This is a genomic window from Haloarcula sp. 1CSR25-25 (assembly GCF_032027985.1).
Lineage (GTDB): Archaea > Halobacteriota > Halobacteria > Halobacteriales > Haloarculaceae > Haloarcula.
Window position 1 is genome coordinate 923034 of record NZ_JAHYBW010000001.1, and the last position, 19175, is coordinate 942208.

A 19175-nucleotide genomic window follows, 5' to 3' on the forward strand; every position below is an offset into this window, starting at 1 on the left:
CCGCCGAGGTACTATTATGAGTAACACAAACGACATCCAGGACGAATGGACGGAGATGGTTGAGGAGATGAACAACGCGGTCGCTGACTCGATGGAGCAGAACATGAAGGCCCAGGCGGCCTTCGTGGAGTCGTGGGCCGACGCCGTCGAGGACACGATCCCGGAGCAAGAGGAGCTCACCGAAGGGATGGACGGCTACAACCGGGCCTACGAGGAGTGGATAGACGCCGCCGAGCAGATGGTCGAACGCTCGACCGACGCCGCACAGGGCGAGGACGTCGACCCCGCAGAGTTCCGTGACATCTGGCTCCAGTCCGCCAACGAGGCGTTCAAGCACGTCATGGGTACCTCGGCCTTCGCGGCCGCCAACGGCCAGCTCGTCGAGTCGATGATGGAGATGCAACAGGAAGCCGACGACCTGAGCCAGGACACCTTAGAACAGCTCGGCTTCCCGACGCGCGACGACGTCGACGAGATCGGCGAGCGGCTCATCGAACTGGAGCGCCGCCAGCACGCGGTCGAACAGAAGCTCGACCGTATCCTCGACCACCTCGAGGAGTAACTCATGTCCAGCAACCCATTCAATCCGTTCGAGGCCGCGCTCAACTGGCAGCGCAAGACGCTGGAGAACATGACCGACGCCGCCGAGACCAGCCAGGTCGCCGGCGAGCGGCTGGAGCTGATGGAGTCCGTCGAAGTCGGCCAGACGCCCAGCGACATCGTCTACGAGGAGAACAAGCTCGAACTCCTCCACTACGACGCCGAGGCTGCCGGTATCGAGGTCGCCGAGGAGGACAAGGAAGCCGTCCCGATCCTCATCGTCTACGCCCTCATCAACCGACCGTACATCCTCGACCTGCAGAAAGAGCGGTCGGTCGTCCGCCGACTGCTGGAGGCGGGCCACGACGTGTACCTCATCGACTGGAACGAGCCCTCGCGGCTCGACCAGCACCTCACCCTCGACGACTACGTCAACCGCTACATGGACAACTGCGTCGACGTGGTCCGCGAGCGCTCCGGCCAGGACGCTATCAACATCCTCGGCTACTGCATGGGCGGGACGATGTCGGTGATGTACACCGCCCTCCACAAGGAGAAGGTCAACGCCCTGGGGCTGATGGCCGCCGGGCTTTGTTTCGACCACACGGGCGGTGTCCTCGAAGAGTGGGGCTCCGAGGAGTACTACGCGCCACAGGACGTCGTCGATACCTTCGGCAACGTCCCCGCGGACATGCTCGACATCGGCTTCGCGCTGATGGACCCCGTCGAGAACTACGTCACGAAGTACATCCGGTTCGCGGAGAACATGGAGAACGAGGGGTTCGTCGAGAACTTCGGCCGCATGGAGCGGTGGCTCGGCGACGGCATCGACGTCGCCGGCGAGGCCTACGTCCAGTTCCTCGAAGACGTGTACCAGGACAACAAGCTCTACAAGAACGAACTGGAGCTCGACGGCAAACACGTCGACCTGGACAACATCGACATGCCCGTTATCCAGCTCATGGGCGAGTACGACCACCTCATCCCGCCGGAGGCCTCCAAGCCGTTCAACGAGGTCATCGCCAGCGACGACACGCGGACCATCGAGTTCTCGACGGGCCACATCGGCCTGTCGGTGTCGTCGTCGACTCACGCCGACCTCTGGCCCGAGGTCGCCGAGTGGTACTCGGAGCGCAACGAACGCGCCGCGGAAGTCGACATCGAGGTCGAATCCCCCGAGAACGAGGCTGAAGACGACGCGGTGGACCAGTCGGAACTCACCGACATCGACGTGGACGCGCCCGACGAGGTCGACGTCGATGCCACCGGGGACGACGCGTCGGACGAATCCGCCGACGTCGATACCGTCTCCGGTATCGGCCCGACCTACGCCGAGCGCCTGCACGACGCCGGGGTCCACAGCGTCGCGGACCTGGCCGAATACGACGCGGCCGAGCTGGCCGACATCGCCGAGACCACCGAGTCCCGCGCTCAGGACTGGCTGGACCAGCTGTAACCTGGGACGTTTTTTCCGTTTCCCGCCGCAGGACCAGCTATGCGCGTCTCGGTCATCGGCGGCTCGACAGTCACTGACGAACAGTACCAGCAGGCACGCGAGGTCGGGAAACACCTCGGCGAGCACGGCCACGACGTTGTCTGTGGCGGCCTTACCGGTGTGATGGAGGCGGTCTGTCGGGGCGCACACGAGGCCGGGGGACACACTGTCGGTATTTTGCCGGGCGAACACACCGCGGCGGCGAACGACTACGTCCAGACCGCTATTGCAACGGGGCTGGGCAACGCCCGCAACGTCCTCGTCGTGCTGAACGGCGCGGCCGTCATCGCCGTCGACGGCGGTACCGGCACGCTCTCGGAACTCGGCCACGCGCTGGACATGGACCGGCCGGTCGCCGGCCTCGGAACGCACCGCCTCGACGGCGCGGCCGGCGGCGACGCCATCGAACACGTCGAAGACCCCGCCGAGGCCGTCGAATACGTCGAGTCGGCTGTGCAGTAGTTCCCTCTCAGTCGAACAGTCGCCTGAGAGCTGCCGCGGTGGCGAGACACGCGAGGCCCAGCAGTCTGACCCGGCGACGTGCTCCCTCCCGTGGCGTGAACTCCACCGCCAGCACCCAGCGATAGCCGACTCGGGCCAGCGACAGCAACAGCCCCGGAACGAGCAGATGGAGCACGCCCGCCAGCGCCGTTCCGGTCCACAACAGCCGCCGTTCGGTCCGTGTCAGATTCATATCGTCTCAAGGGGGCGCGTCGGTTTGACCGTGGCGTCTGCGTGCGAAGTGTATCTGCCCGATGTCCTTCGGGAACCGAAACAGTGTCGCCACTCACTCAGACTGAAGACAGAGAAGATAGAACCGCGGTGATTGTCGCTTGAATCGACGAGCAGGGCAGGCATCCGGCGCGCGAAGCGCGCCGGTTCAACCGCAGCGAGTGACTACCGCGCCGCGAAGCGGCGCGACAGAAACGAGCTGCGATTTTTCCCCACGTTTTTGCCTGAACGAGCGCCGCGAAGCGGCGCGAGTGAAGTGCAAAAAGTGGTTTTACATCATGCCGCCCATGCCGCCGCCCATGCCGCCCATGCCGCCGCCCATTCCGCCGGGCGCGCCGCCTGGGCCGCCGGGTCCGCCTTCGTCCTCGTCGTCGTCGCCCTGGCCACCCTTGAGGTCGCCAGCGGCGATGACGTCGTCGATGCGGAGGATCATGACGGCTGCTTCGGTCGCGCTCTCGACGGCCTGGGTCTTGACACGGAGGGGCTCGACGACGCCGTCCTCTTCCATGTCGACGACCTCGCCGGTGTAGGCGTCAAGCCCGGACGTGACTGCGCCGCCGTCGTGCTTGCTGCGGAGGTCGACCAGCGAGTCGATCGGGTCGAGGCCGGCGTTCTCCGCGAGGGTGCGCGGGATGACGTCGATGGCGTCAGCGAAGGCCTCGACGGCGAGCTGTTCGCGCCCACCGACGGAGTCGGCGTGGTCTCGGAGACCGAGGGCGAGCTGCGTCTCGGGGGCACCGCCGCCGGGCAGGACCTTGCCGTCCTCCAGCGTGGCGGCGACGACGCCGAGCGAGTCCTCGATGGCGCGCTCGACTTCGTCGACGACGTGTTCGGTGCCGCCGCGGAGAATCATCGTGACAGCGCGGGCGTCCTCGACGTCCTCGACGAAGATGCGCTCGTCGCCGGCGATGTCCTTCTGGGCGACGGAGCCGGCGAAGCCGAGGTCGTCGGCCTCGATGTCGTCGATGTTCGAGATGATGCGCGCGCCGGTCGAGCGCGAGAGCGCCTCGATGTCGGACTTCTTGGCGCGGCGCACGGCCAGGATACCTTCCTGGGCGAGGTAGTGCTGGGCCATGTCGTCGATGCCCTTCTGGCAGAAGACCACGTCGGCGCCGGCCTCGGCGAGCTTGTCGACCATCTCCTTGAGCTGGGCCTCTTCCTGGTCGAGGAACTGCTGGAGCTGGTCGGGGTCGGTGACGTTGACTTCGGTGTCGAGTTCCGTTTCCGGAACCTCGATGGCCGTGTCCAGCAGGGCGATGTCGGCGTCCTCGACGGCGAACGGCATGTTGTCGTGGACGCGTTCCTTGTCGACGATGACGCCTTCGACGAGTTCGGACTCGTCGGTTGCGCCGCCGACGACGGTTTCGATCTGGACGTTGTCAGTGTCGACGCTGCCGTCGTCGTCGACGACGGACTGCACGGCACGGACGACGAGTTCGGCGAGGACGTCCTTGGAGGACTCCGCGCCCTTGCCGGTCATCGCGGTCGCGGCGACCTTCTCGAGGGTCTCCGTGTCGTCGGCGTCGACGTCGATGGCGTTGTCTTCGAGGATCTCTTTGGCTTTCTCGGCGGCCTGGCGGTACCCCTGGGCCAGGATGCTGGCGTGGATGTCCTGGTCGAGGAGTTCCTCGGCCTTCGAGAGGAGTTCGCCGGCCATGACGACCGCCGTGGTCGTGCCGTCGCCCACTTCGTCTTCCTGGGTCTGGGCGACCTCGACGATCATGTTGGCGGCGGGGTGCTCGATGTCCATCTCGTCGAGGATGGTGACGCCGTCGTTCGTGACGACGACCGAGCCCGAGTTGTCGACGAGCATCTTGTCCATGCCCTTCGGACCCAGTGTCGTCCGAACGGCCTCGGCGACGGCCGTCCCGGCCGTGATGTTCATCGACTGCGCGTCCTTTCCGGATGTCCGCTGGGACTCCTCGGAAAGTACAATCATGGGCTGGTTGCCCATCTGCTGTTGAGCCATAGTCAAACGATGATTGAATGTGATTCTATATAAAAGCTGTGGTCACGGCTGGCATATCGCCCTACTGCATGCCACACTCGACGGTGTGATACCGACTCACGTGGGTGGTTTATATACCCATTCAGGGCCGCTCAGCGGCCCATTCCGAACCGACGGTGGCGCAGTTCCGGCGTAATCTGGATGCGGGAGATGTCCTGGCCGGTCCGGTACCAGACGAACGCCGCTCTGGTGAACAGTTCGCGACACTCGATGCGGACCTCCCGGGGGTTGCCCTCGGTTCGCTCGTGGATATCCTCGATCGCAGCCCGGGTGAAAAGGTCCGGCGCCTGCCCCTCGTACGGCTCGTCCCGGACGTACGCCAGCGAGCGGGCGGCGTACTCCGCCACGTCGTCCGGCGAGAACGGGTCGATGCCCTCGTAGTACCGCAGCCGGGAGTCAAGCGTCCCGCGGATCTCGGCGACACGGCGCTTCCCCTCCGGTGTCCCGGTGAGAAAGAGTCGGACGCCGGCGTCGCCGGCCACCTGCAGCGGCGACAGCAGGTCCGCCTCCAGCACCTCGATCTCGTCGACGACCAGCAGGAGTGTCTTGCCGTCGTCGCGCACGCGACGGACGATTTCGTGGACGGCGTCTTTCGCTTCGGCAGTCGCCCACGGAATCCCGTCGCGGACCTGCGAGTAGTTGCGCTGGTCGATGGAGTACCCCGCCGCGTAGGCGGCGGTCAGCACCGTCTGGTACAGTTTCCGGGGCGTGGTCTCCCGCGGGTTGTCCAGGTGCGTGATGACAAAGCCCTCGTGTTTCGAGAGGTCCCGCAGGACGATTTCGCGAAAGGCCGTCTTTCCGGTGCCGTACGGACTCACGAGCCCGATGTGCTGGTCCTGGAGCAGCCAGGACGTGACCTGGTTCAGCATCTCCGTGTCGTGGCGGACGTACAGCGGCTCGGGCATGTGGTCCAGCCCGGCTTCCTCGGTGAACGGGAGGTCGGTTACGGTGTCGGCCGTGCCGCCCAAGGCCTCCCCGAAGGCCAACAGCCGCTGTTCGACCTCCTGTAGCTGGTCCAGTAACACGCCGGCAGTGGCGCTTTCGGCCCGTGTCTCCTCCTCGGACCGGAGCGATTCGAGCCGGTCCATCACCTCCGAGACCGACTGCCCCGTGCCGCCTGCACCTGGTTGCTCTGTGTCGTCCACCACGGCTCTCTCTCAGCCTTGCCGGTCCGGTGCGTTATATGTTACGCCCCGAATTTCGGGAAAGATAACGCGACGTACCGCCGGTTGCGGTGTAATTAGAACGGGAGCGGGAACGGGACCGAGCCGTAGGCGTACCCTTCCATGCCGCCGTCCGGCCGGGCGCGGAACACGATGGTCGGCGAGTAGCCCACGTCCGGCTGTTCGCCGTAGACACGCCGCCAGTCGTCGTCGGGGAAGGAACTGCAGTCGACGACGAGGACGGCGCCGGGGTGGGCCGCCAGCTGGTCGCGGGTCTTCGCGTCGCCGGAGGCCTTCACCGCGGCGACGGCAGTGTCGACCTGCCGCCGGGACGGCGGCCGCGGGCGGGTGACCTCGACGAGCGTGTCCTCGACACGGAAGTCGACGGAGTGGCCCGAGTCGAGTTCGACTTCGGGCCTGATGTCGTTGCCCGCGTCGACGAGCAGTTTGGCGACGTTGAACTCGCCCATCGTCGCCCGCATCCGAGAGAGGTCAAAGCCCTCGCTGGTCCCGAGTTTGCTCGCCATCGTGTAGCGGTAGTCGTCGAGTTCGCCGCTCGCGAGGAAGTCGTCGTAGAACGCCAGTCCGTCCGCCCGGTCGGCGTCCGGGAAGCCGCCGGCGTGGTCCCGGAAGAACGTCCGGGTCGACTCCCGGCCGTCTTTCGAGAGAAACACGGGCAGGAAGAAGCGAGCCAGCGTCTCGTACTCGGTGAGCCACGGGTCCTCTACCTCTAACTGGGCGAACAGTTCGCGCTGTGCCCACTCGCTGATGTCGTCGGGGACCTCGTCGAACGTGTACTTCTCCGTCCGCCACAGCGTTTCCGGGGTCTCGGTGTTCCCGACCCAGTACGCGCGCTGGCCGTTCCAGCAAAACAGCGCGAGGTCGCCGTTGTCCATCTCCAGTCGGCGCGCGGCCCACCCCTCCGGCGGGGCGAACCACGGACCGCTCATCGTCGCACCGAAGGTGTTCTGTAGCGGTGTCAGCAGGTCGGTACGGACTCGCTTCTCGCTCCATCGCTCGTTCGACTGTCGCAGACGTAAGGGCCCAGCCACAGACCAGTGTAGACGGTCAGTGGTCTTGGGCGTTCCGCCCCGTCGAGAGACCCCTTTCCGGACCGCTCGGGTGCTCTGTCGGCCGTGTGGTGCGGTTTCGGGGACCACCGTTACATTGATAGGCACTAACAGTCAAATTTCACTGTGGTAACCTATGTCGATGGGAGCGTACGACGACGACGAACACGAACGCCGTGAACGCAAGAACAGCGAGGTCGACCTGTCGGAAGACGACGACCGGAGTACCTACCACGGAAGCGTCGACTACGACGGTGAGGAGTCGACAGAGGAACTGCTAGACCAGTTCAAGCAGATCAACTCCGATTGACCCCGGCCGTTCTCGACCGGTAGCGCAACAGCCCGACAGAGACGGCCGTCACGGCTGTGACGGCTATCACGTGGCCGATCAGCGCCGCGAGCAGCACCGGCTGGTCGAGCACAAACGGAACGAGCACGAGCTGGAGGACGCCAAAGCCCCATATCTCCAGGTCGGCCCGCATGAACACTCGCGCCGTCTCGGGGTCGAACCGGTAGCGCGCCGAGCGCCAGAGCCCCGTGACGCTGGCCCACCAGCCCGTGCCGATGCGGTAGCTGACGTCCCAGAGGATGAGCAGCGTCAGGTACACGACCAGCACCGGCGGTTCTGACCCGAACAGCCGGCCCAGAAGCGGCATCGAGCTGACCTGCGGGTCGAAGACGAACAGATGGGTTAGCAAGGCGATGTACGCGAGGACGGACAACACGACCTCCACGTTCGAGGCGAACAGCAGCGCGCGGTACGTCGGCGGTACGTCGATCCGGCGGATGAGCGTGCTGATACGGAGCATCTCCGCGCTCCCGATAGTGGCGACGAGTACGACGGCCGTCCCGGCGATTGCGGCGTTCCAGACCCCGTAGTACCACGACAGGGCGACGATGGCGACCTCGAAAATGAGTAGCTGGATCGCCATCGCCGCCCACGTCGGGAGCCGAATCCCCGGCAGCGCGCCGATGATGCTCTCGTACACCCACGTCTCGCCGTATTCGGGACGCGCGCTGTCGCCGCTCATCTGCCCGCACCACCTGTGGCCGCGGCCGCCCGTGTCGCCTCGCGACTCTGTGGCTCGCTGAGGGCCAGCCTGACCGCGTCCGAGAACGGCGTCAGGTCGACGGCGAACTGCGCCTGTGCAGCCCCGGTGTCGGCGACCACCGGCGTCTTCAGCCCCTGAATGAGCGGGCGGGCGACGCTCGATGGCACGTCGGTCATGAGAGCGACCCAGTACGCGGACAGCTTCGGCGTCAACACCGGTATCGGCACGATAATCGGCTCGCCGGTACCCATGAGCCGGCCCGTTCGCCGCAGTATCTCCGCGTAGGTCAGCACCTCCGGCCCGCCGATCTCGTAGGTCTCGCCGGCCGTCTCCGGGCTATCGAGCACGCCGACCAGATACGCGACGACGTTGTCGATAGCGATGGGATGGCAGTCCGTCCGCACCCAGCGCGGCGTCAGCATCACGGGCAATCGCGTCGTGAGCTCGCGTATCATCCGAAAGCTCGCCGAGCCCGCGCCGATGATGATTGCCGCCCGGAACGTCGTCAGGTCGTACGCACCGTCCTGCAGAATGAACTCGACCTCCCGGCGCGACCGGAGATGTGCCGACAGCGTCTCGTCGTCCTCGCCGAGGCCGCCGAGGTAGACGACCCGGTCGACGCCGGCCTCGTCGGCCGCCCGACGGAAGTTCCGCGCCGCGCGCCGGTCCCGCTCGGCGTAGTCGGCACCGGCACGCATCGAGTGGACCAGATAGTACGCGACGTCGACTCCGGCGAGGGCGGCGTCGAAACTGCCCGCATCGAGCAGGTCGCCCGTCGCCACGTCGACGCCGTCGGGCGGGGCGTACTCGCTTGAGTCGCGGACGAGCGCGCGGACGCTGTGGCCGGCCGCGAGAAGCGCCGGGACGAGATGGCCCCCGACGAACCCCGTCGCACCGGTCACGAGCACATGCATACCCTTCCTGCAGGACGGGACGGGGTTAAAACCGTGGCCTGTTCGTGTCGTCGGTCAGGACTGTCGAACGAGCGGCTCGTACCAGTCGCGGTTGTCGCGATACCAGTCGATGAACTTCGCGACGCCCTCCCGGATGGTGTGGTCCGGGTCGTAGCCAAGCAGTTCCTCGGCCCGGTCGGTCGCGGCGTGGGTGTGTTCGGCGTCGGCGTCGTGGCGCTCCTCGTAGACCATATCGAGGTCCGGGTCGATCTGGTCGCGAATTTCCGTCGCGAGCGTCCTGATCTCGATGTTGTCCGTCGAGCCGATGTTGACCGCCTTGCCGTCGGCGGCGTCCTCGTGCAGCAGCGTCATGTTCGCGTCGATGACGTCCTCGATGTAGGTGAAGTCCCGCGTCTGCGTGCCGTCGCCGTAGATGACCGGCGGCTCGCCGTTGTGACACCGGGAGACGAAATTCGATATTGCCATGTTCGGCCGCATCCGCGGGCCGTAGACGGTGAAATAGCGCAGCGCAACCGCGGGGAGGTCGTACACCTCGCTGTAGGCGCAGGCGTAGCGCTCGGCGGCGAGCTTCGACGCGCCGTAGGGCGAGACGGGGGTCGTCGGGTGTTGCTCGTCGTAGGGCAGGTACTGCGGCACGCCGTAGACGGAGGAGGAGGAGGCCATCACGAACCGCTCGATGCCCTCGTCGCGGCAGGCGTCGAGGAGGTTCAGCGTACCGTCGACGTTGACCTCGTCGTACTTGCGGGGGTTCTTCACGCTCGGGCGGACGCCGGCCTGGGCGGCCTGGTGGTAGACGTAGTCGGCGTCGGCGACGAGATCGGTCACCAGTTCGGCATCGCGCACGTCGCCCTCGACGAACTCGTAGCTCCCATCGCTGTTCCGGGCGGCTTCCCGTCCCGCTTCGACGTTATGCTGCTTGATATCCAGGTCGTAGAACGGGTCGCGGTTGTCCAACACGACCACGTCGTGGCTGTCGGCGGCGAACCGCTCTGCCAGGTGGCCGCCGATGAACCCGGCACCCCCTGTGACCAGTATTTGCATTATCTTGACGGTGCCCATCGGACGACAAAAGTATGTCGAGAGTTACCCGTCTGAACTGTTCGAAGGGGCCAGCTACCTTGAAGTGTATACAGCGCATAAAAACATGGTAATGGCCTCCAGAGCCTGCGACGGGTGCGATACGAACGTTTCGATAGCCGGTGGCATCGCCAACATCTGGTCGCAGGAGTCCAGACCGACCGAGGGCATCGTCCTCGAACTCGGCGACGACACGGAGCATTTCCTCTGTTATGACTGCATCGACCGGCTGCCCGACGACCGGGACGTGACTGCGGCGGACGTGGCCGCTCTCTGACTCGCTGTCACCCCTCCCCTCTCTCTCGCGGCGTCCACCGCGTCACGCGCTCGTCGATTCCCAGATGGCCGTCGCGCCAGCGGAGGTACGCCAGTAGCAGGAGGCCGCCGACGACCACGAAGACCGAGTAGACGGCCCCTTCTTCGCCCAGCCAGCGCGCGGGGCCGACGATATCGACGGCGAGTAGTTCGGGCGTCCGCTGTGAGTGGCCGAGACCGAACACCGCGCTCTGGGTGAAGTTGTACCAGACGTGAAAGCCGACCGGAAGGGCGAGGTCGCCGGTGAGTACGTACGCGCCGCTCAGGACCAGTCCGGCGAGCAGGTAGTACCCGTACTGGCTCGGGTGGTCGACCTTCCCGCCGTGCAGGAAGGCGAAGACGAGCGAACTCGTGAGCACCGCCATTCCGACCGCGGCCCACCGCGGCACGGGTCCGTCCGCCCCTTCGGCGAGGTTCTTCAGCATCGCGCCGCGGAAGACGACCTCCTCCCACGCCGCCGCGAGGGCGACGTAGGTGAACACGAGGACCATCGCCGGGAGGAACGGGAGGTCGCCGGCCCCCTGGGCGACGCCGACGACCGTGGCCCAGTCCGCGCTGACAGCGACGGCGAGTGCGCCAGCGTTGATGGCGGTCGCTATCGCGCCGCCGACGGCGAACGACCGCCACCAGCGGCGGTCGAGCGACAGTCCGTACTCACCGACGGGTCGGCGGTCGATGACCCACGCGCCGCCGAGGACTGTGGCGACGAGGACCGCCCCGATTCCGGCCGCTTCGACCGACTCCCGGACGGGGTGCGTGAATCGAGTCCGAACCGCGGGCTGCAGCGCCGCGAGGGCGAGAAACGACAGCACCGCCGGAAGCACCGCACGAAGCGGTGCTCTGAGTCTGTCGTCCGTGCCGTTCCAGATCGGCCAGAGGAGACGAGAGACGACCCGCTCGACGACATTCGGGGGCGTCCGACCGTCTCGCTGTTCCGGTGACATATTCGGACGGCCGGTCGGGGGCGACGTATCACCGCGGGCACCGCTTCCGATTCGGAAGTCGGTGGGACGTTTTTATTGCGTCTCGCTCGCTGGCAGCGACCATGGACGCGGTCGGCGACGACGAGCTGCTCGCGCTGCTCGAAGACGAGTACGCGCGGGCCATCATCGCCGAACTCACCACCGGACCGATGTCTGTCTCCGAACTCTGTACGGCCTGCGAGATGTCCGACCCGACGGCGTACCGCCGCCTCGACCGACTGGAGGCCGCCGACCTCGTCGCCGAACGGCAGGCCGTCGACCCCGATGGCCACCACTACAAGCGCTACGTCGCGACCGTCGAGGACGTGACCGTCACGTTCGCCGACGGGTCGTATGACGTAGCCGTCACGCGGTCCTCGTCGGACCCGGCGGACCGATTCACCGACCTGTTCGAGGGGCTGTCCTGAAATGCTTGCGACACTACTGCAGGTGCGAACGGGCGGGACCGAGCCGGGAATCGCGCTGGCCGTCGTCGCGCTCTCGGTGCTCTCGGTTGCGCTCTCGGCCGCCATCGCCGGCGTCCTCGTCCGCGGCTACCGCCGCGGGCCGGGCCGGACCGGCATGCTGACGCTCGCCGTCGGGCTTCTCCTGCTCACGACCGTGCCGGAACTCCTCCGCATCGCGCTGCCCACGGCCACTGGCGTCGGTGTGGTCGGCCGCTCGCTCCTCGTGAGCGCTTGCGAACTGCTGGGACTCGGAACGATCCTGTGGACCGTTTACAGGGGTGGGTCGTCGTGACGGTCCTCCTCGACCTGCTCGCGCCGGACGCCGTCGCGGAGCTCTCGCGGGCGTTGACGGGTGTCGTCGGACTGTTCGTCGCATCGCTGGCATACCGCGGCTACCGGCGCAACGACGCGCCGAGGATGCGGTGGCTCGCCGTCGGCATCGCGGCGTTGACTGCCGGCGTCTACGCCGCTGTCACCGTCGCTGATTGGACGGGTGCCGGGGCTGGAATCGTGTTACTCGTCAGGGGTCTCGTGACCGTCGCGGGGCTCTGTGCCGTGCTGTACGCGCTGCTCGTCGAGTGACTCTGGATAAAACAAAGTGTCAGATGTGGTCGCCCGAAGACGACCGGAAATCTGCCTTAGTTGCGGACGACGTTCGTCGCGCGGGGGCCTTTGTCGGCCTGTTCGATGTCGAATTCGATCTCCTCGCCTTCTTCGAGGTCAGGGCCGCCAACGTCTTCCATGTGGAAGAAAACGTCATCGTCCGCGTCCTCAGTCGAGATGAAACCGTAACCGCCTGTGTCGTTGAAGAAATCAACCTTACCGTTTGCCATTGCAAATATACGTACAGGGGGTATATGTATAAGACTTCTGAGAGTCACAGTACCACGACCGCGTGTATGTGCACACGACTCACCCCGTCATCCCGGATAGCTGGCCTACGCCACCGGCCGACAGGAAAGGTTTAGGCCGCCTCGTCCGTTGCCTTCTCGCGTGTACCCCGCGCGGATTACCGACGAGTTCCCGGCCCCCTCCTACCGGGGCAACCAGAAGCAGGCTCTGGCTGACATCCGTGCGGCCTTCGAGCGCGGCAAGGACGTGGTCCTCGTCCGCGCACCGACCGGGAGCGGGAAGTCCCTGCTCGCCCGGGCTATCGCCGGGTGTGCCCGGACCGCCGGCGAGGCTGCCGCCGAGCAGGTCATCGACGCCTACTACACCACGCCACAGGTGTCCCAGCTGGACGACGTGGCCGAGGACGCCTTACTGGAGGACCTCTGTGTCATCCGCGGGAAGAACAACTACGACTGCATCCTCCCCGGCGAGACGGACACCCCGGTGAACCAGGCTCCGTGCGTGCGCGAACGGAAGTTCGACTGCCAGGTCAAGCACCGCTGTCCGTACTTCTCTGACCGCGCCATCGCCTCCAACCGGCGCATCGCCGCGATGACGCTGGCGTATTTCATGCAGACTGCCGGCAGCGACGTGTTCGGCAAACGCGACGTGGTCGTCATCGACGAGGCCCACGGGCTGGGCGAATGGGCCGAGATGTACGCCACCATCGACCTCTCGCCGGGGACGATTCCGATGTGGAACGACATCGACGTGCCCGACATCGACGGCCTGGAAGAGGCCGTCGCGTTCACCGAGCGGGTCGAACACCTCGCCGAGCGCCGCGTGAAGGAACTGCGGAACAAGGCGGAACTCACCGGTGAGGAGGTGGCCGAACGGGACTCGCTGAACACGCTCCGGCAGGACCTCGGGTGGTTCCGCGAGGACTACACCGACACCGAGAGCGCGACCACGTGGGTCGTCGACCAGGCCGACGGCGAGCACGCGCCGGTGACAATCAAGCCGATGAACCCCGAGCGCTATCTCAAACACACCGTCTGGGACCGGGGCAACCGCTTCGCCCTGCTGTCGGCGACTATCCTCAACAAGGAGGCGTTCTGTGCCAACGTCGGCCTCGACCCCGACAACGTCGCGCTCGTGGAGGTCGGCCACACCTTCCCCGTCGAGAACCGGCCGCTGTACGACGTGGCCCAGGGGAAGATGACCTTCGAACACCGCGACGACACGCTACCGGACATCGCCCGGACAATCGTCCGCATCATGGCCCACCACGCCGACGAGAAGGGGCTGGTCCACTGCCACTCCTACGCCATCCAGGAGCAACTGAACGGCCTTCTCGACGACTTCGGCGTCGGCGCTCGCGTCCGCACCCACGACAAGGAGGGCCGGGACGGGGCGCTGGCCGCCTGGAAGCGCAGCGACAACCCCGACGTCTTTCTCTCGGTGAAGATGGAGGAGGCGCTGGACCTGGAGGGAGACCTGTGTCGCTGGCAGGTGCTGTGCAAGGCCCCGTACCCGAACACGCGGGACTCCCGCGTCGCCCGGCGGCTCGAAGACGACCAGTGGGGCTGGTACTACCGGACCGCACTGCGGACGGTCATCCAGGCCTGTGGCCGCGTCGTCCGGGCGCCCGACGACTACGGCGCGACCTACCTCGCGGACTCGTCGCTACTGGACCTGTTTGACCGCGCGGACCACGACATGCCCGACTGGTTCCGTGCCCAGGTCGACCGCCTCTCAGCGCCCGACCTGCCGCGGTTCGCGCCGGACCAGGCACTTTCGGCGCTCAGCTCGGGCACGAAACGCCGGCACGACCGCTCGCGCTCGCGGTCCGGGGACGGCAACCACCCGCTTTCGGACGTGTGGGACTAGAAGAAGGCGAAGGCTAACCCGTAGACCACCGACGACCCGACCATCAGGCCGACGAGAATGATGGCGATAATCTGCTGTCTGTCCATGCAGTGCTCTTGACTACTCGCCTAATTAGGCGTTACGACCGTCTGTTCGGGGTGTGTTACTTGTTCTCTCCGGTCCGGACTATTCGAGTAAAGACGCCCTACTGTACCCGAGCGTCCACGACGACGTGGGCGACCCCTTCGCTGTACTCCTTGACGCGCCGGGTGTCCAGAACCTCGACGCCTCGGCCCGCCTCGGCGGCGGCCGCCTCCAGTCGCTCGACGGGGCGGTCGAACACGAGCGGGTCCGGCGTCGCCTCGTGCATGTGGAGGACGCCGCCGGGCGCGAGCGCATCGAGCGCGCTGTCGAGGTACTCGTGGGAAGCGTCGGACGGAGCCCGACTGTCCTCCGCGCGGGGCGCGGAGGCCTCGTAGTACCCCATCACAACCCGGTCGGCGCGCCCCTCATTGGCAAATCCTGGCACAACGTCCCGACAATCGGCCCGATACGGGTGGACCCGCTCGTCCACGTCGTTCAGCATGACGTTCTCCACCAGGAAGCGAAACGCCGTGGGGTTGCGCTCGACGGCGGTGACGTGCGCGCCGGCGCGGGCCATCGGGAGCGTGAAGTAGCCGATGCCGGCGAACATGTCAAGCACTCGCTCGTCCGCCGCGACGATGTCGCCCATCCGCGCTCGCTCGGCCTTGTTGCCGGGCGAGAACATCACCTCCGCGAGGTCCATCGCGTACCGGGTTCCGTGTTCGGTGTGGACCGTCTCCGTGTCGCCGTCGCCGGCGATGACCTCGACGCTGGGCTCGCGGTGCTCGCCGGAGATGCCGTGGCGGGCCAGCACCGTCTCGGCCTCGCCGTGGAGGGAAAGCAGCGCCTCCCCGACCTCCGCCGGCCGGGGGCTGTCGCCGATTTCGACCAGGACGACGGAGCCGAGCACGGCCCAGGAACCCGGCGCGGCGGCGATTTCCGCGTCGGTCCAGCCGCGCTCCCGGAGGTGGTCGTCGAGGGTTCGGAGGCGGCGCTCCCCGACCTGCCGAACGACCTCCAGGAACTGTGTCTCCTGTGGCGGGGCGGTCACCGGGACCGCGACGGTGTCCTCGGTCCACTCGGTGACGCTTCTGGTGTCGTCGTAGACGCCCTCGGCCTGCAGGGACTCGATAGCGACCTGCGAGCGGGGTTTGGCGACGACGACGGCCAGCCGCTGACCGTCCGCTTCGTTCGACTCGCGGCCGGCACCGTCGTCACTCATCGGTATCCGTGTCGTCCGGGAGGATGTGCAACCCCGCCTGGCTCTTCAGTACCGGCACTTCGTCGGCGTCGGTGTCGAGGTAGTCCGGCCGCGGGACGGTCTTGCTCTCGAAGGTTTCGGGGTCGAGCACCTGGACGGCGTTGTCGTCTTCGACGGCAACGAGCGTCGTCTGCTGGCCGTCCTCGCGGAACCCTACCCGGCGGGCGTCGGGTGTCTCGCCCGCCTCGAAACTCGCCTCGTAGTCCTCGCCGGTCGCCAGCCGGACGCCCTTGAGGTTCCCCTGGACCGACCGGACCAGTACCGGCCCATCGCCGTCCTCGGGATCGATGACCTCCCCCTGTCGGTACCGGGGCAGGCGGACGGCGTAGGTCATCCGGTACAGCTCCTGGCCGTCCTCGTCCTCGGAGATGAGACGCCGCGAGTCGGAGTAGGTGCCACCGAGCTGGGCGGTGATGCGCTTGGCGATGCCCAGCCCCATCTGGTTGGTCGATATCTTCATGTCCAGCCCGTCGTCGACGGTCTTGGTCTCGGTGATGAAGGCGTTGCGGTCGCCGGTCTCCTCGCGGGCAGCGATGTACTCCTCAGCGATCTTCTCAGCGCGCTCGCGCTCCCCGTCGGTCGGGTCGCGGCCGTCGGCCCGTACCTGAACGATGCTGGCGAAGGAACCGCCGGCGATCTTCCCGCAGCGCTTGCACGTCTGCCGGGAGATGCGGACGGGGACGGTGACCTCCTCGGTGACCGGCGTCCCGCGGATGACGCCGGAGAACTCCGCGTGCATCCGGATGTTGTTCTTGTCGAGTTGCTCGGGGGCGACCTGCCAGGCGACAGACTGGGCGTCGACGTGGATGCCCAGCGCCTCGCTGACCTGCTCGACGGCGATATCGGTGTAGTCCTCCGCGCCGATGTCGACCCAGCGGTTCCCCTTATGGACCGCGCCACACCGCGAACAGACCCGCACCTGGATGGTGTCGGGGGCGTCCACCAGGTCGAACTCCTCGAAGTAGCAGGCGTCACAGAGGACGTGCTCGGAGTTGCGCTGGCCGCCGGCACCCGAAAGCTCCGGGCGCTCGTCAGTGCCCTCCGGTATCTCGTCACCGCAGCGTGGACAGAACTCTGCCGACCGGCTCATTACCGGCCTTACTGTACTGAACCGTTTAAGCCGTGTGTTCCGCCCCTCCGACTCACTCGCCGGTGAGCGTCGGCGTGTCGACGTCGGCCTCGGCGGCCTCCTGCCAGTGGTGGTCCGGTGCCCAGTCCAGCATGCCCTGTGCTTTCGCCGTCGAGAGCGCCGACTGGTCGCCGTCCAGTTTGCACTCGGCTGGCAGTTCGCCCCACTGTTCTTCCACGAGGTCGGCCGTCGGCCGGCCGACGTAGTTCTCGGTGGCGGCGACGTTGAACGCCTCGTGACCCCCGATGTCGGCATCGAGCGCCGCCGCAACCGCCGTCGCCACGTCGCGCACGTCGACGTACGACCAGCAGTTCCCGATGCCGCCGGCGAGGTCCCCCGTGGCCACGTCCCGGCAGTTGTACTCGCCGGGGTACTGAATCCACGACGGCCGTATCGACGCCACGTCGACGCCGTCGCGCCGGACGACCATCTTCGCCACCTCCTCGCCGGCGACCTTCGACGTGCCGTAGGGATCCTCCGGCGCGGTCGGATGGGCCTCGTCCATCGGGAGGTACGCCGGGAGCGGCGTCTCCTCGGCGAAGGCCAGTCCGTAGGCGCTCTCGGAGGACGCCCAGACGACATCCGCATCGGCGCGGCCGGCGGCGTCGACGACGTTGTACGTCGCCGAAATGTTGGTGTCGAACACCCGCGTGCCCGCGTGGCGCTCCGGCGCCGGCAGCGCGGCCCAGTGGACGACGGCGTCCGGGTCGACCTCGCTGAAGAGGTCACGGACCTCCGCGCCCTCGGTCACGTCCACGGCTCTGAAATCGACGTGGTCGCGGAGCGGCACCTCCCAGCCGGGGTGGTCGAGGTCCACGCAGACGACGCGGTACTCGCCGGCGAGGTGGTCACAGATCCAGCGCCCGGAGCGCCCGCGTCCGCCAGTCACGACGACTGTGTCGGTCATGCCGTCGGTTGTCGCTCCGGGAGTAAATGCGTGTGCCCCATCGGCTCGGCCGCAAGCCATCGGCGCTTTGCCGTGTGGCGCTTTCTCACGATAGCGAGGTTTTAGAGTGTCGACCGTCTATCACTGGGTATGGAGTGGCAAACAGACTGGGGGCTCCGTGGCCGCATGGCCCTGACGATGTTCCTGCTGTTCGCGCTGTACATCGTCTTCCTCGGAGCGCTCACGCTATATTTCCAGAACTTCGCGCTCATCGTGGTCGTCATGGGACTGTTCCTGGGCGCGCAGTTCTTCTTCAGTGACAAGCTCGCCCTGTACTCGATGGGGGCCCGGACGGTCGAACCGGAGGAGTACCCGGAACTCCACCGGACCGTCGACCGCCTGGCCCAGCAGGCCGACCTCCCGAAGCCGAAGGTCGCCGTCGCCGACTCCCGGGTGCCAAACGCCTTCGCCACCGGCCGGTCGAAGAGTAGCTCGGCCGTCTGCGTGACGACGGGCATCATGAACACGCTGGACCAGGACGAACTGGAGGGCGTCATCGCTCACGAACTGGCCCACATCAAGAACCGCGACGTGATGGTGATGACTATCGCGTCCTTTCTCTCGACGATCGCCTTCCTCATCGTCCGGTGGGGCTGGCTGTTCAGCGGCGGCCGCGAACGCGGCGGCCAGCAGGTGCCCGTCATCGTCGCCATCCTCATCTCGCTGGTCGTCTGGGTCGTCTCGTTTCTCCTGATTCGGACGCTCAGCCGCTACCGCGAGTACGCCGCGGACCGCGGCGGGGCGATAATCACCGGCAAGCCCGCCGCCCTCGCGAACGCGCTGATGAAAATCGACGGCCGGATGGACAAGGTGCCCAAGGAGGACATGCGCGAACAGGCGGAGATGAACGCCTTCTTCATCATCCCAATCAGGGTCGGCTGGATCGGCCGTCTGGCCAGCACCCACCCCTCGACCGAAAAGCGGATCGACCGCCTGCAGGACCTCGAACGCGAACTCGAAGGCCGCTAGCGTCAGTCGGTTTCCGACTGTCGTCTCTGAAGTTGTATGTCTTCCCGCGGTAGCTACTGCGCAGAGCCAGAAAGCCCCCGTGCCCTCGGGTCCCGCGGCTTGCTGCGCTCCGGCAGGTGCTTGCTACGCCGGGAGAGCGAAGCTCTCCCGAGCACGCGGCGGAGCCGCGGACGCCGGGGGTTCGCCGAGAGCACGCCCCCTTTCAGTCCCACCCCGCCTCGATTGACCAATCGGCTACGGGCGGGACTTTCTGGCTGTTCGAATACGCGTGTCCGTACACAGACCGACCGA

The 19175-nt window shown here is 66.6% G+C and carries 22 protein-coding genes; 10 read left to right on the plus strand and 12 right to left on the minus strand.

The genetic code is table 11. The features are described from left to right. Positions 1 to 16: 16 nt before the first annotated feature. From KZ498_RS04665 to KZ498_RS04675, 3 genes are read left to right on the plus strand one after another with little or no spacing between them, the layout of a single operon-like run. The gene (locus KZ498_RS04665; protein ID WP_312617200.1) at positions 17 to 562 is read left to right on the plus strand and encodes a poly(R)-hydroxyalkanoic acid synthase subunit PhaE; all 546 of its coding nucleotides are present in this window, start codon (positions 17 to 19) and stop codon (positions 560 to 562) included. Positions 563 to 565: 3 nt separating this feature from the next. Continuing rightward, entirely contained in the window at positions 566 to 1996 is a 1431-nt protein-coding gene (gene phaC, locus KZ498_RS04670; RefSeq protein ID WP_312617201.1) for a poly(3-hydroxyalkanoate) polymerase subunit PhaC, read from the plus strand. 39 nt (positions 1997 to 2035) lie between these two features. After that, positions 2036 to 2497: a TIGR00725 family protein gene (locus KZ498_RS04675; RefSeq protein WP_312617203.1), complete on the plus strand. Its 462-nt coding sequence runs from the start codon at positions 2036 to 2038 to the stop codon at positions 2495 to 2497. A 7-nt stretch (positions 2498 to 2504) separates the two neighbouring features. Here the strand turns inward: KZ498_RS04675 and KZ498_RS04680 are convergent, their stop codons facing one another. The 4 genes from KZ498_RS04680 to KZ498_RS04695 form a co-directional block, all read right to left on the minus strand. After that, positions 2505 to 2729, minus strand: a complete 225-nt coding sequence (locus KZ498_RS04680; protein ID WP_312617205.1) for a hypothetical protein — start codon at positions 2727 to 2729, stop codon at positions 2505 to 2507. A gap of 309 nt (positions 2730 to 3038) precedes the next feature. Then, positions 3039 to 4721: a thermosome subunit alpha gene (gene thsA, locus KZ498_RS04685; protein ID WP_312617370.1), complete on the minus strand. Its 1683-nt coding sequence runs from the start codon at positions 4719 to 4721 to the stop codon at positions 3039 to 3041. 146 nt (positions 4722 to 4867) lie between these two features. Then, positions 4868 to 5863, minus strand: coding sequence for an AAA family ATPase (locus tag KZ498_RS04690; protein ID WP_312617372.1), 996 nt, complete (start codon positions 5861 to 5863; stop codon positions 4868 to 4870). Between the two features lie 152 nt (positions 5864 to 6015). Beyond that, positions 6016 to 6990, minus strand: coding sequence for a DUF5784 family protein (locus KZ498_RS04695; protein ID WP_312617206.1), 975 nt, complete (start codon positions 6988 to 6990; stop codon positions 6016 to 6018). A gap of 154 nt (positions 6991 to 7144) precedes the next feature. Here KZ498_RS04695 and KZ498_RS04700 point away from each other — a divergent pair, with 154 nt between their 5' ends. Further along, on the plus strand, positions 7145 to 7318 hold the full coding sequence (locus KZ498_RS04700) for a DUF5786 family protein (RefSeq protein ID WP_170082563.1): 174 nt from the start codon (positions 7145 to 7147) through the stop codon (positions 7316 to 7318). On the opposite strand, the gene KZ498_RS04705 is transcribed toward KZ498_RS04700, so the two are convergent. Genes KZ498_RS04705 through KZ498_RS04715 form a run of 3 tightly spaced genes read right to left on the minus strand, consistent with a single transcriptional unit; the run spans position 7305 to position 10015 of the window. After that, positions 7305 to 8039 carry a hypothetical protein gene (locus KZ498_RS04705; RefSeq protein ID WP_312617207.1) on the minus strand — a complete coding sequence of 245 codons (735 nt, stop codon included), beginning with the start codon at positions 8037 to 8039 and terminating at the stop codon, positions 7305 to 7307. The two genes, KZ498_RS04700 and KZ498_RS04705, sit on opposite strands and share 14 nt — an antisense overlap. Beyond that, positions 8036 to 8974, minus strand: a complete 939-nt coding sequence (locus KZ498_RS04710; RefSeq protein WP_312617209.1) for an NAD(P)H-binding protein — start codon at positions 8972 to 8974, stop codon at positions 8036 to 8038. The genes KZ498_RS04705 and KZ498_RS04710 overlap by 4 nt, the downstream gene beginning before the upstream one ends. A gap of 54 nt (positions 8975 to 9028) precedes the next feature. After that, positions 9029 to 10015, minus strand: coding sequence for an NAD-dependent epimerase/dehydratase family protein (locus KZ498_RS04715; RefSeq protein WP_312617210.1), 987 nt, complete (start codon positions 10013 to 10015; stop codon positions 9029 to 9031). 109 nt (positions 10016 to 10124) lie between these two features. Between KZ498_RS04715 and KZ498_RS04720 the strand changes: the two genes are divergently transcribed. Further along, the gene (locus KZ498_RS04720) at positions 10125 to 10328 is read left to right on the plus strand and encodes a hypothetical protein (protein ID WP_312617211.1); all 204 of its coding nucleotides are present in this window, start codon (positions 10125 to 10127) and stop codon (positions 10326 to 10328) included. 7 nt (positions 10329 to 10335) lie between these two features. Here the strand turns inward: KZ498_RS04720 and KZ498_RS04725 are convergent, their stop codons facing one another. Further along, on the minus strand, positions 10336 to 11310 hold the full coding sequence (locus KZ498_RS04725; protein WP_312617212.1) for a CPBP family intramembrane glutamic endopeptidase: 975 nt from the start codon (positions 11308 to 11310) through the stop codon (positions 10336 to 10338). A 101-nt stretch (positions 11311 to 11411) separates the two neighbouring features. Between KZ498_RS04725 and KZ498_RS04730 the strand changes: the two genes are divergently transcribed. From KZ498_RS04730 to KZ498_RS04740, 3 genes are read left to right on the plus strand one after another with little or no spacing between them, the layout of a single operon-like run. Beyond that, the gene (locus KZ498_RS04730; RefSeq protein WP_050007576.1) at positions 11412 to 11756 is read left to right on the plus strand and encodes a winged helix-turn-helix domain-containing protein; all 345 of its coding nucleotides are present in this window, start codon (positions 11412 to 11414) and stop codon (positions 11754 to 11756) included. A 1-nt stretch (position 11757) separates the two neighbouring features. Then, complete coding sequence (locus KZ498_RS04735) at positions 11758 to 12087, plus strand: hypothetical protein (protein WP_312617216.1); 330 nt, start codon at positions 11758 to 11760, stop codon at positions 12085 to 12087. After that, the gene (locus KZ498_RS04740; protein WP_396276096.1) at positions 12084 to 12377 is read left to right on the plus strand and encodes a hypothetical protein; all 294 of its coding nucleotides are present in this window, start codon (positions 12084 to 12086) and stop codon (positions 12375 to 12377) included. The genes KZ498_RS04735 and KZ498_RS04740 overlap by 4 nt, the downstream gene beginning before the upstream one ends. Before the next feature lie 56 nt (positions 12378 to 12433). On the opposite strand, the gene KZ498_RS04745 is transcribed toward KZ498_RS04740, so the two are convergent. After that, complete coding sequence (locus KZ498_RS04745) at positions 12434 to 12628, minus strand: cold-shock protein (RefSeq protein WP_004516469.1); 195 nt, start codon at positions 12626 to 12628, stop codon at positions 12434 to 12436. A gap of 160 nt (positions 12629 to 12788) precedes the next feature. Here KZ498_RS04745 and KZ498_RS04750 point away from each other — a divergent pair, with 160 nt between their 5' ends. Then, positions 12789 to 14516 carry an ATP-dependent DNA helicase gene (locus KZ498_RS04750; RefSeq protein ID WP_312617227.1) on the plus strand — a complete coding sequence of 576 codons (1728 nt, stop codon included), beginning with the start codon at positions 12789 to 12791 and terminating at the stop codon, positions 14514 to 14516. A 184-nt stretch (positions 14517 to 14700) separates the two neighbouring features. Here KZ498_RS04750 and KZ498_RS04755 read toward each other — a convergent pair whose 3' ends face one another. From KZ498_RS04755 to KZ498_RS04765, 3 genes are read right to left on the minus strand one after another with little or no spacing between them, the layout of a single operon-like run. After that, the gene (locus KZ498_RS04755; RefSeq protein WP_312617229.1) at positions 14701 to 15801 is read right to left on the minus strand and encodes a class I SAM-dependent methyltransferase family protein; all 1101 of its coding nucleotides are present in this window, start codon (positions 15799 to 15801) and stop codon (positions 14701 to 14703) included. Continuing rightward, positions 15794 to 16930 (minus strand): 60S ribosomal export protein NMD3, encoded by a 1137-nt coding sequence (locus tag KZ498_RS04760; protein ID WP_312617231.1) that lies wholly within the window; start codon positions 16928 to 16930, stop codon positions 15794 to 15796. The genes KZ498_RS04755 and KZ498_RS04760 overlap by 8 nt, the downstream gene beginning before the upstream one ends. Before the next feature lie 52 nt (positions 16931 to 16982). After that, positions 16983 to 17876, minus strand: coding sequence for an NAD(P)-dependent oxidoreductase (locus KZ498_RS04765; protein ID WP_312617234.1), 894 nt, complete (start codon positions 17874 to 17876; stop codon positions 16983 to 16985). A gap of 129 nt (positions 17877 to 18005) precedes the next feature. Here KZ498_RS04765 and htpX point away from each other — a divergent pair, with 129 nt between their 5' ends. Then, a complete protein-coding gene (gene htpX, locus KZ498_RS04770) occupies positions 18006 to 18884 on the plus strand; it encodes a zinc metalloprotease HtpX (protein ID WP_312617236.1) in 879 nt (292 codons plus the stop codon). Positions 18885 to 19175: the final 291 nt, after the last annotated feature.

Bases quoted from the DNA above. Each gene is read 5' to 3' on its own strand.
- KZ498_RS04665 (WP_312617200.1), top strand. From the start codon at position 17: ATGAGTAACACAAACGACATCCAGGACGAATGGACGGAGATGGTTGAG.
- phaC (WP_312617201.1), top strand. From the start codon at position 566: ATGTCCAGCAACCCATTCAATCCGTTCGAGGCCGCGCTCAACTGGCAG.
- KZ498_RS04675 (WP_312617203.1), top strand. From the start codon at position 2,036: ATGCGCGTCTCGGTCATCGGCGGCTCGACAGTCACTGACGAACAGTAC.
- KZ498_RS04680 (WP_312617205.1), bottom strand. From the start codon at position 2,729: ATGAATCTGACACGGACCGAACGGCGGCTGTTGTGGACCGGAACGGCG.
- thsA (WP_312617370.1), bottom strand. From the start codon at position 4,721: ATGGGCAACCAGCCCATGATTGTACTTTCCGAGGAGTCCCAGCGGACA.
- KZ498_RS04690 (WP_312617372.1), bottom strand. From the start codon at position 5,863: ATGGACCGGCTCGAATCGCTCCGGTCCGAGGAGGAGACACGGGCCGAA.
- KZ498_RS04700 (WP_170082563.1), top strand. From the start codon at position 7,145: ATGTCGATGGGAGCGTACGACGACGACGAACACGAACGCCGTGAACGC.
- KZ498_RS04705 (WP_312617207.1), bottom strand. From the start codon at position 8,039: ATGAGCGGCGACAGCGCGCGTCCCGAATACGGCGAGACGTGGGTGTAC.
- KZ498_RS04710 (WP_312617209.1), bottom strand. From the start codon at position 8,974: ATGCATGTGCTCGTGACCGGTGCGACGGGGTTCGTCGGGGGCCATCTC.
- KZ498_RS04715 (WP_312617210.1), bottom strand. From the start codon at position 10,015: ATGCAAATACTGGTCACAGGGGGTGCCGGGTTCATCGGCGGCCACCTG.
- KZ498_RS04720 (WP_312617211.1), top strand. From the start codon at position 10,125: ATGGCCTCCAGAGCCTGCGACGGGTGCGATACGAACGTTTCGATAGCC.
- KZ498_RS04725 (WP_312617212.1), bottom strand. From the start codon at position 11,310: ATGTCACCGGAACAGCGAGACGGTCGGACGCCCCCGAATGTCGTCGAG.
- KZ498_RS04730 (WP_050007576.1), top strand. From the start codon at position 11,412: ATGGACGCGGTCGGCGACGACGAGCTGCTCGCGCTGCTCGAAGACGAG.
- KZ498_RS04735 (WP_312617216.1), top strand. From the start codon at position 11,758: ATGCTTGCGACACTACTGCAGGTGCGAACGGGCGGGACCGAGCCGGGA.
- KZ498_RS04745 (WP_004516469.1), bottom strand. From the start codon at position 12,628: ATGGCAAACGGTAAGGTTGATTTCTTCAACGACACAGGCGGTTACGGT.
- KZ498_RS04755 (WP_312617229.1), bottom strand. From the start codon at position 15,801: ATGAGTGACGACGGTGCCGGCCGCGAGTCGAACGAAGCGGACGGTCAG.
- KZ498_RS04760 (WP_312617231.1), bottom strand. From the start codon at position 16,930: ATGAGCCGGTCGGCAGAGTTCTGTCCACGCTGCGGTGACGAGATACCG.
- KZ498_RS04765 (WP_312617234.1), bottom strand. From the start codon at position 17,876: ATGACCGACACAGTCGTCGTGACTGGCGGACGCGGGCGCTCCGGGCGC.
- htpX (WP_312617236.1), top strand. From the start codon at position 18,006: ATGGAGTGGCAAACAGACTGGGGGCTCCGTGGCCGCATGGCCCTGACG.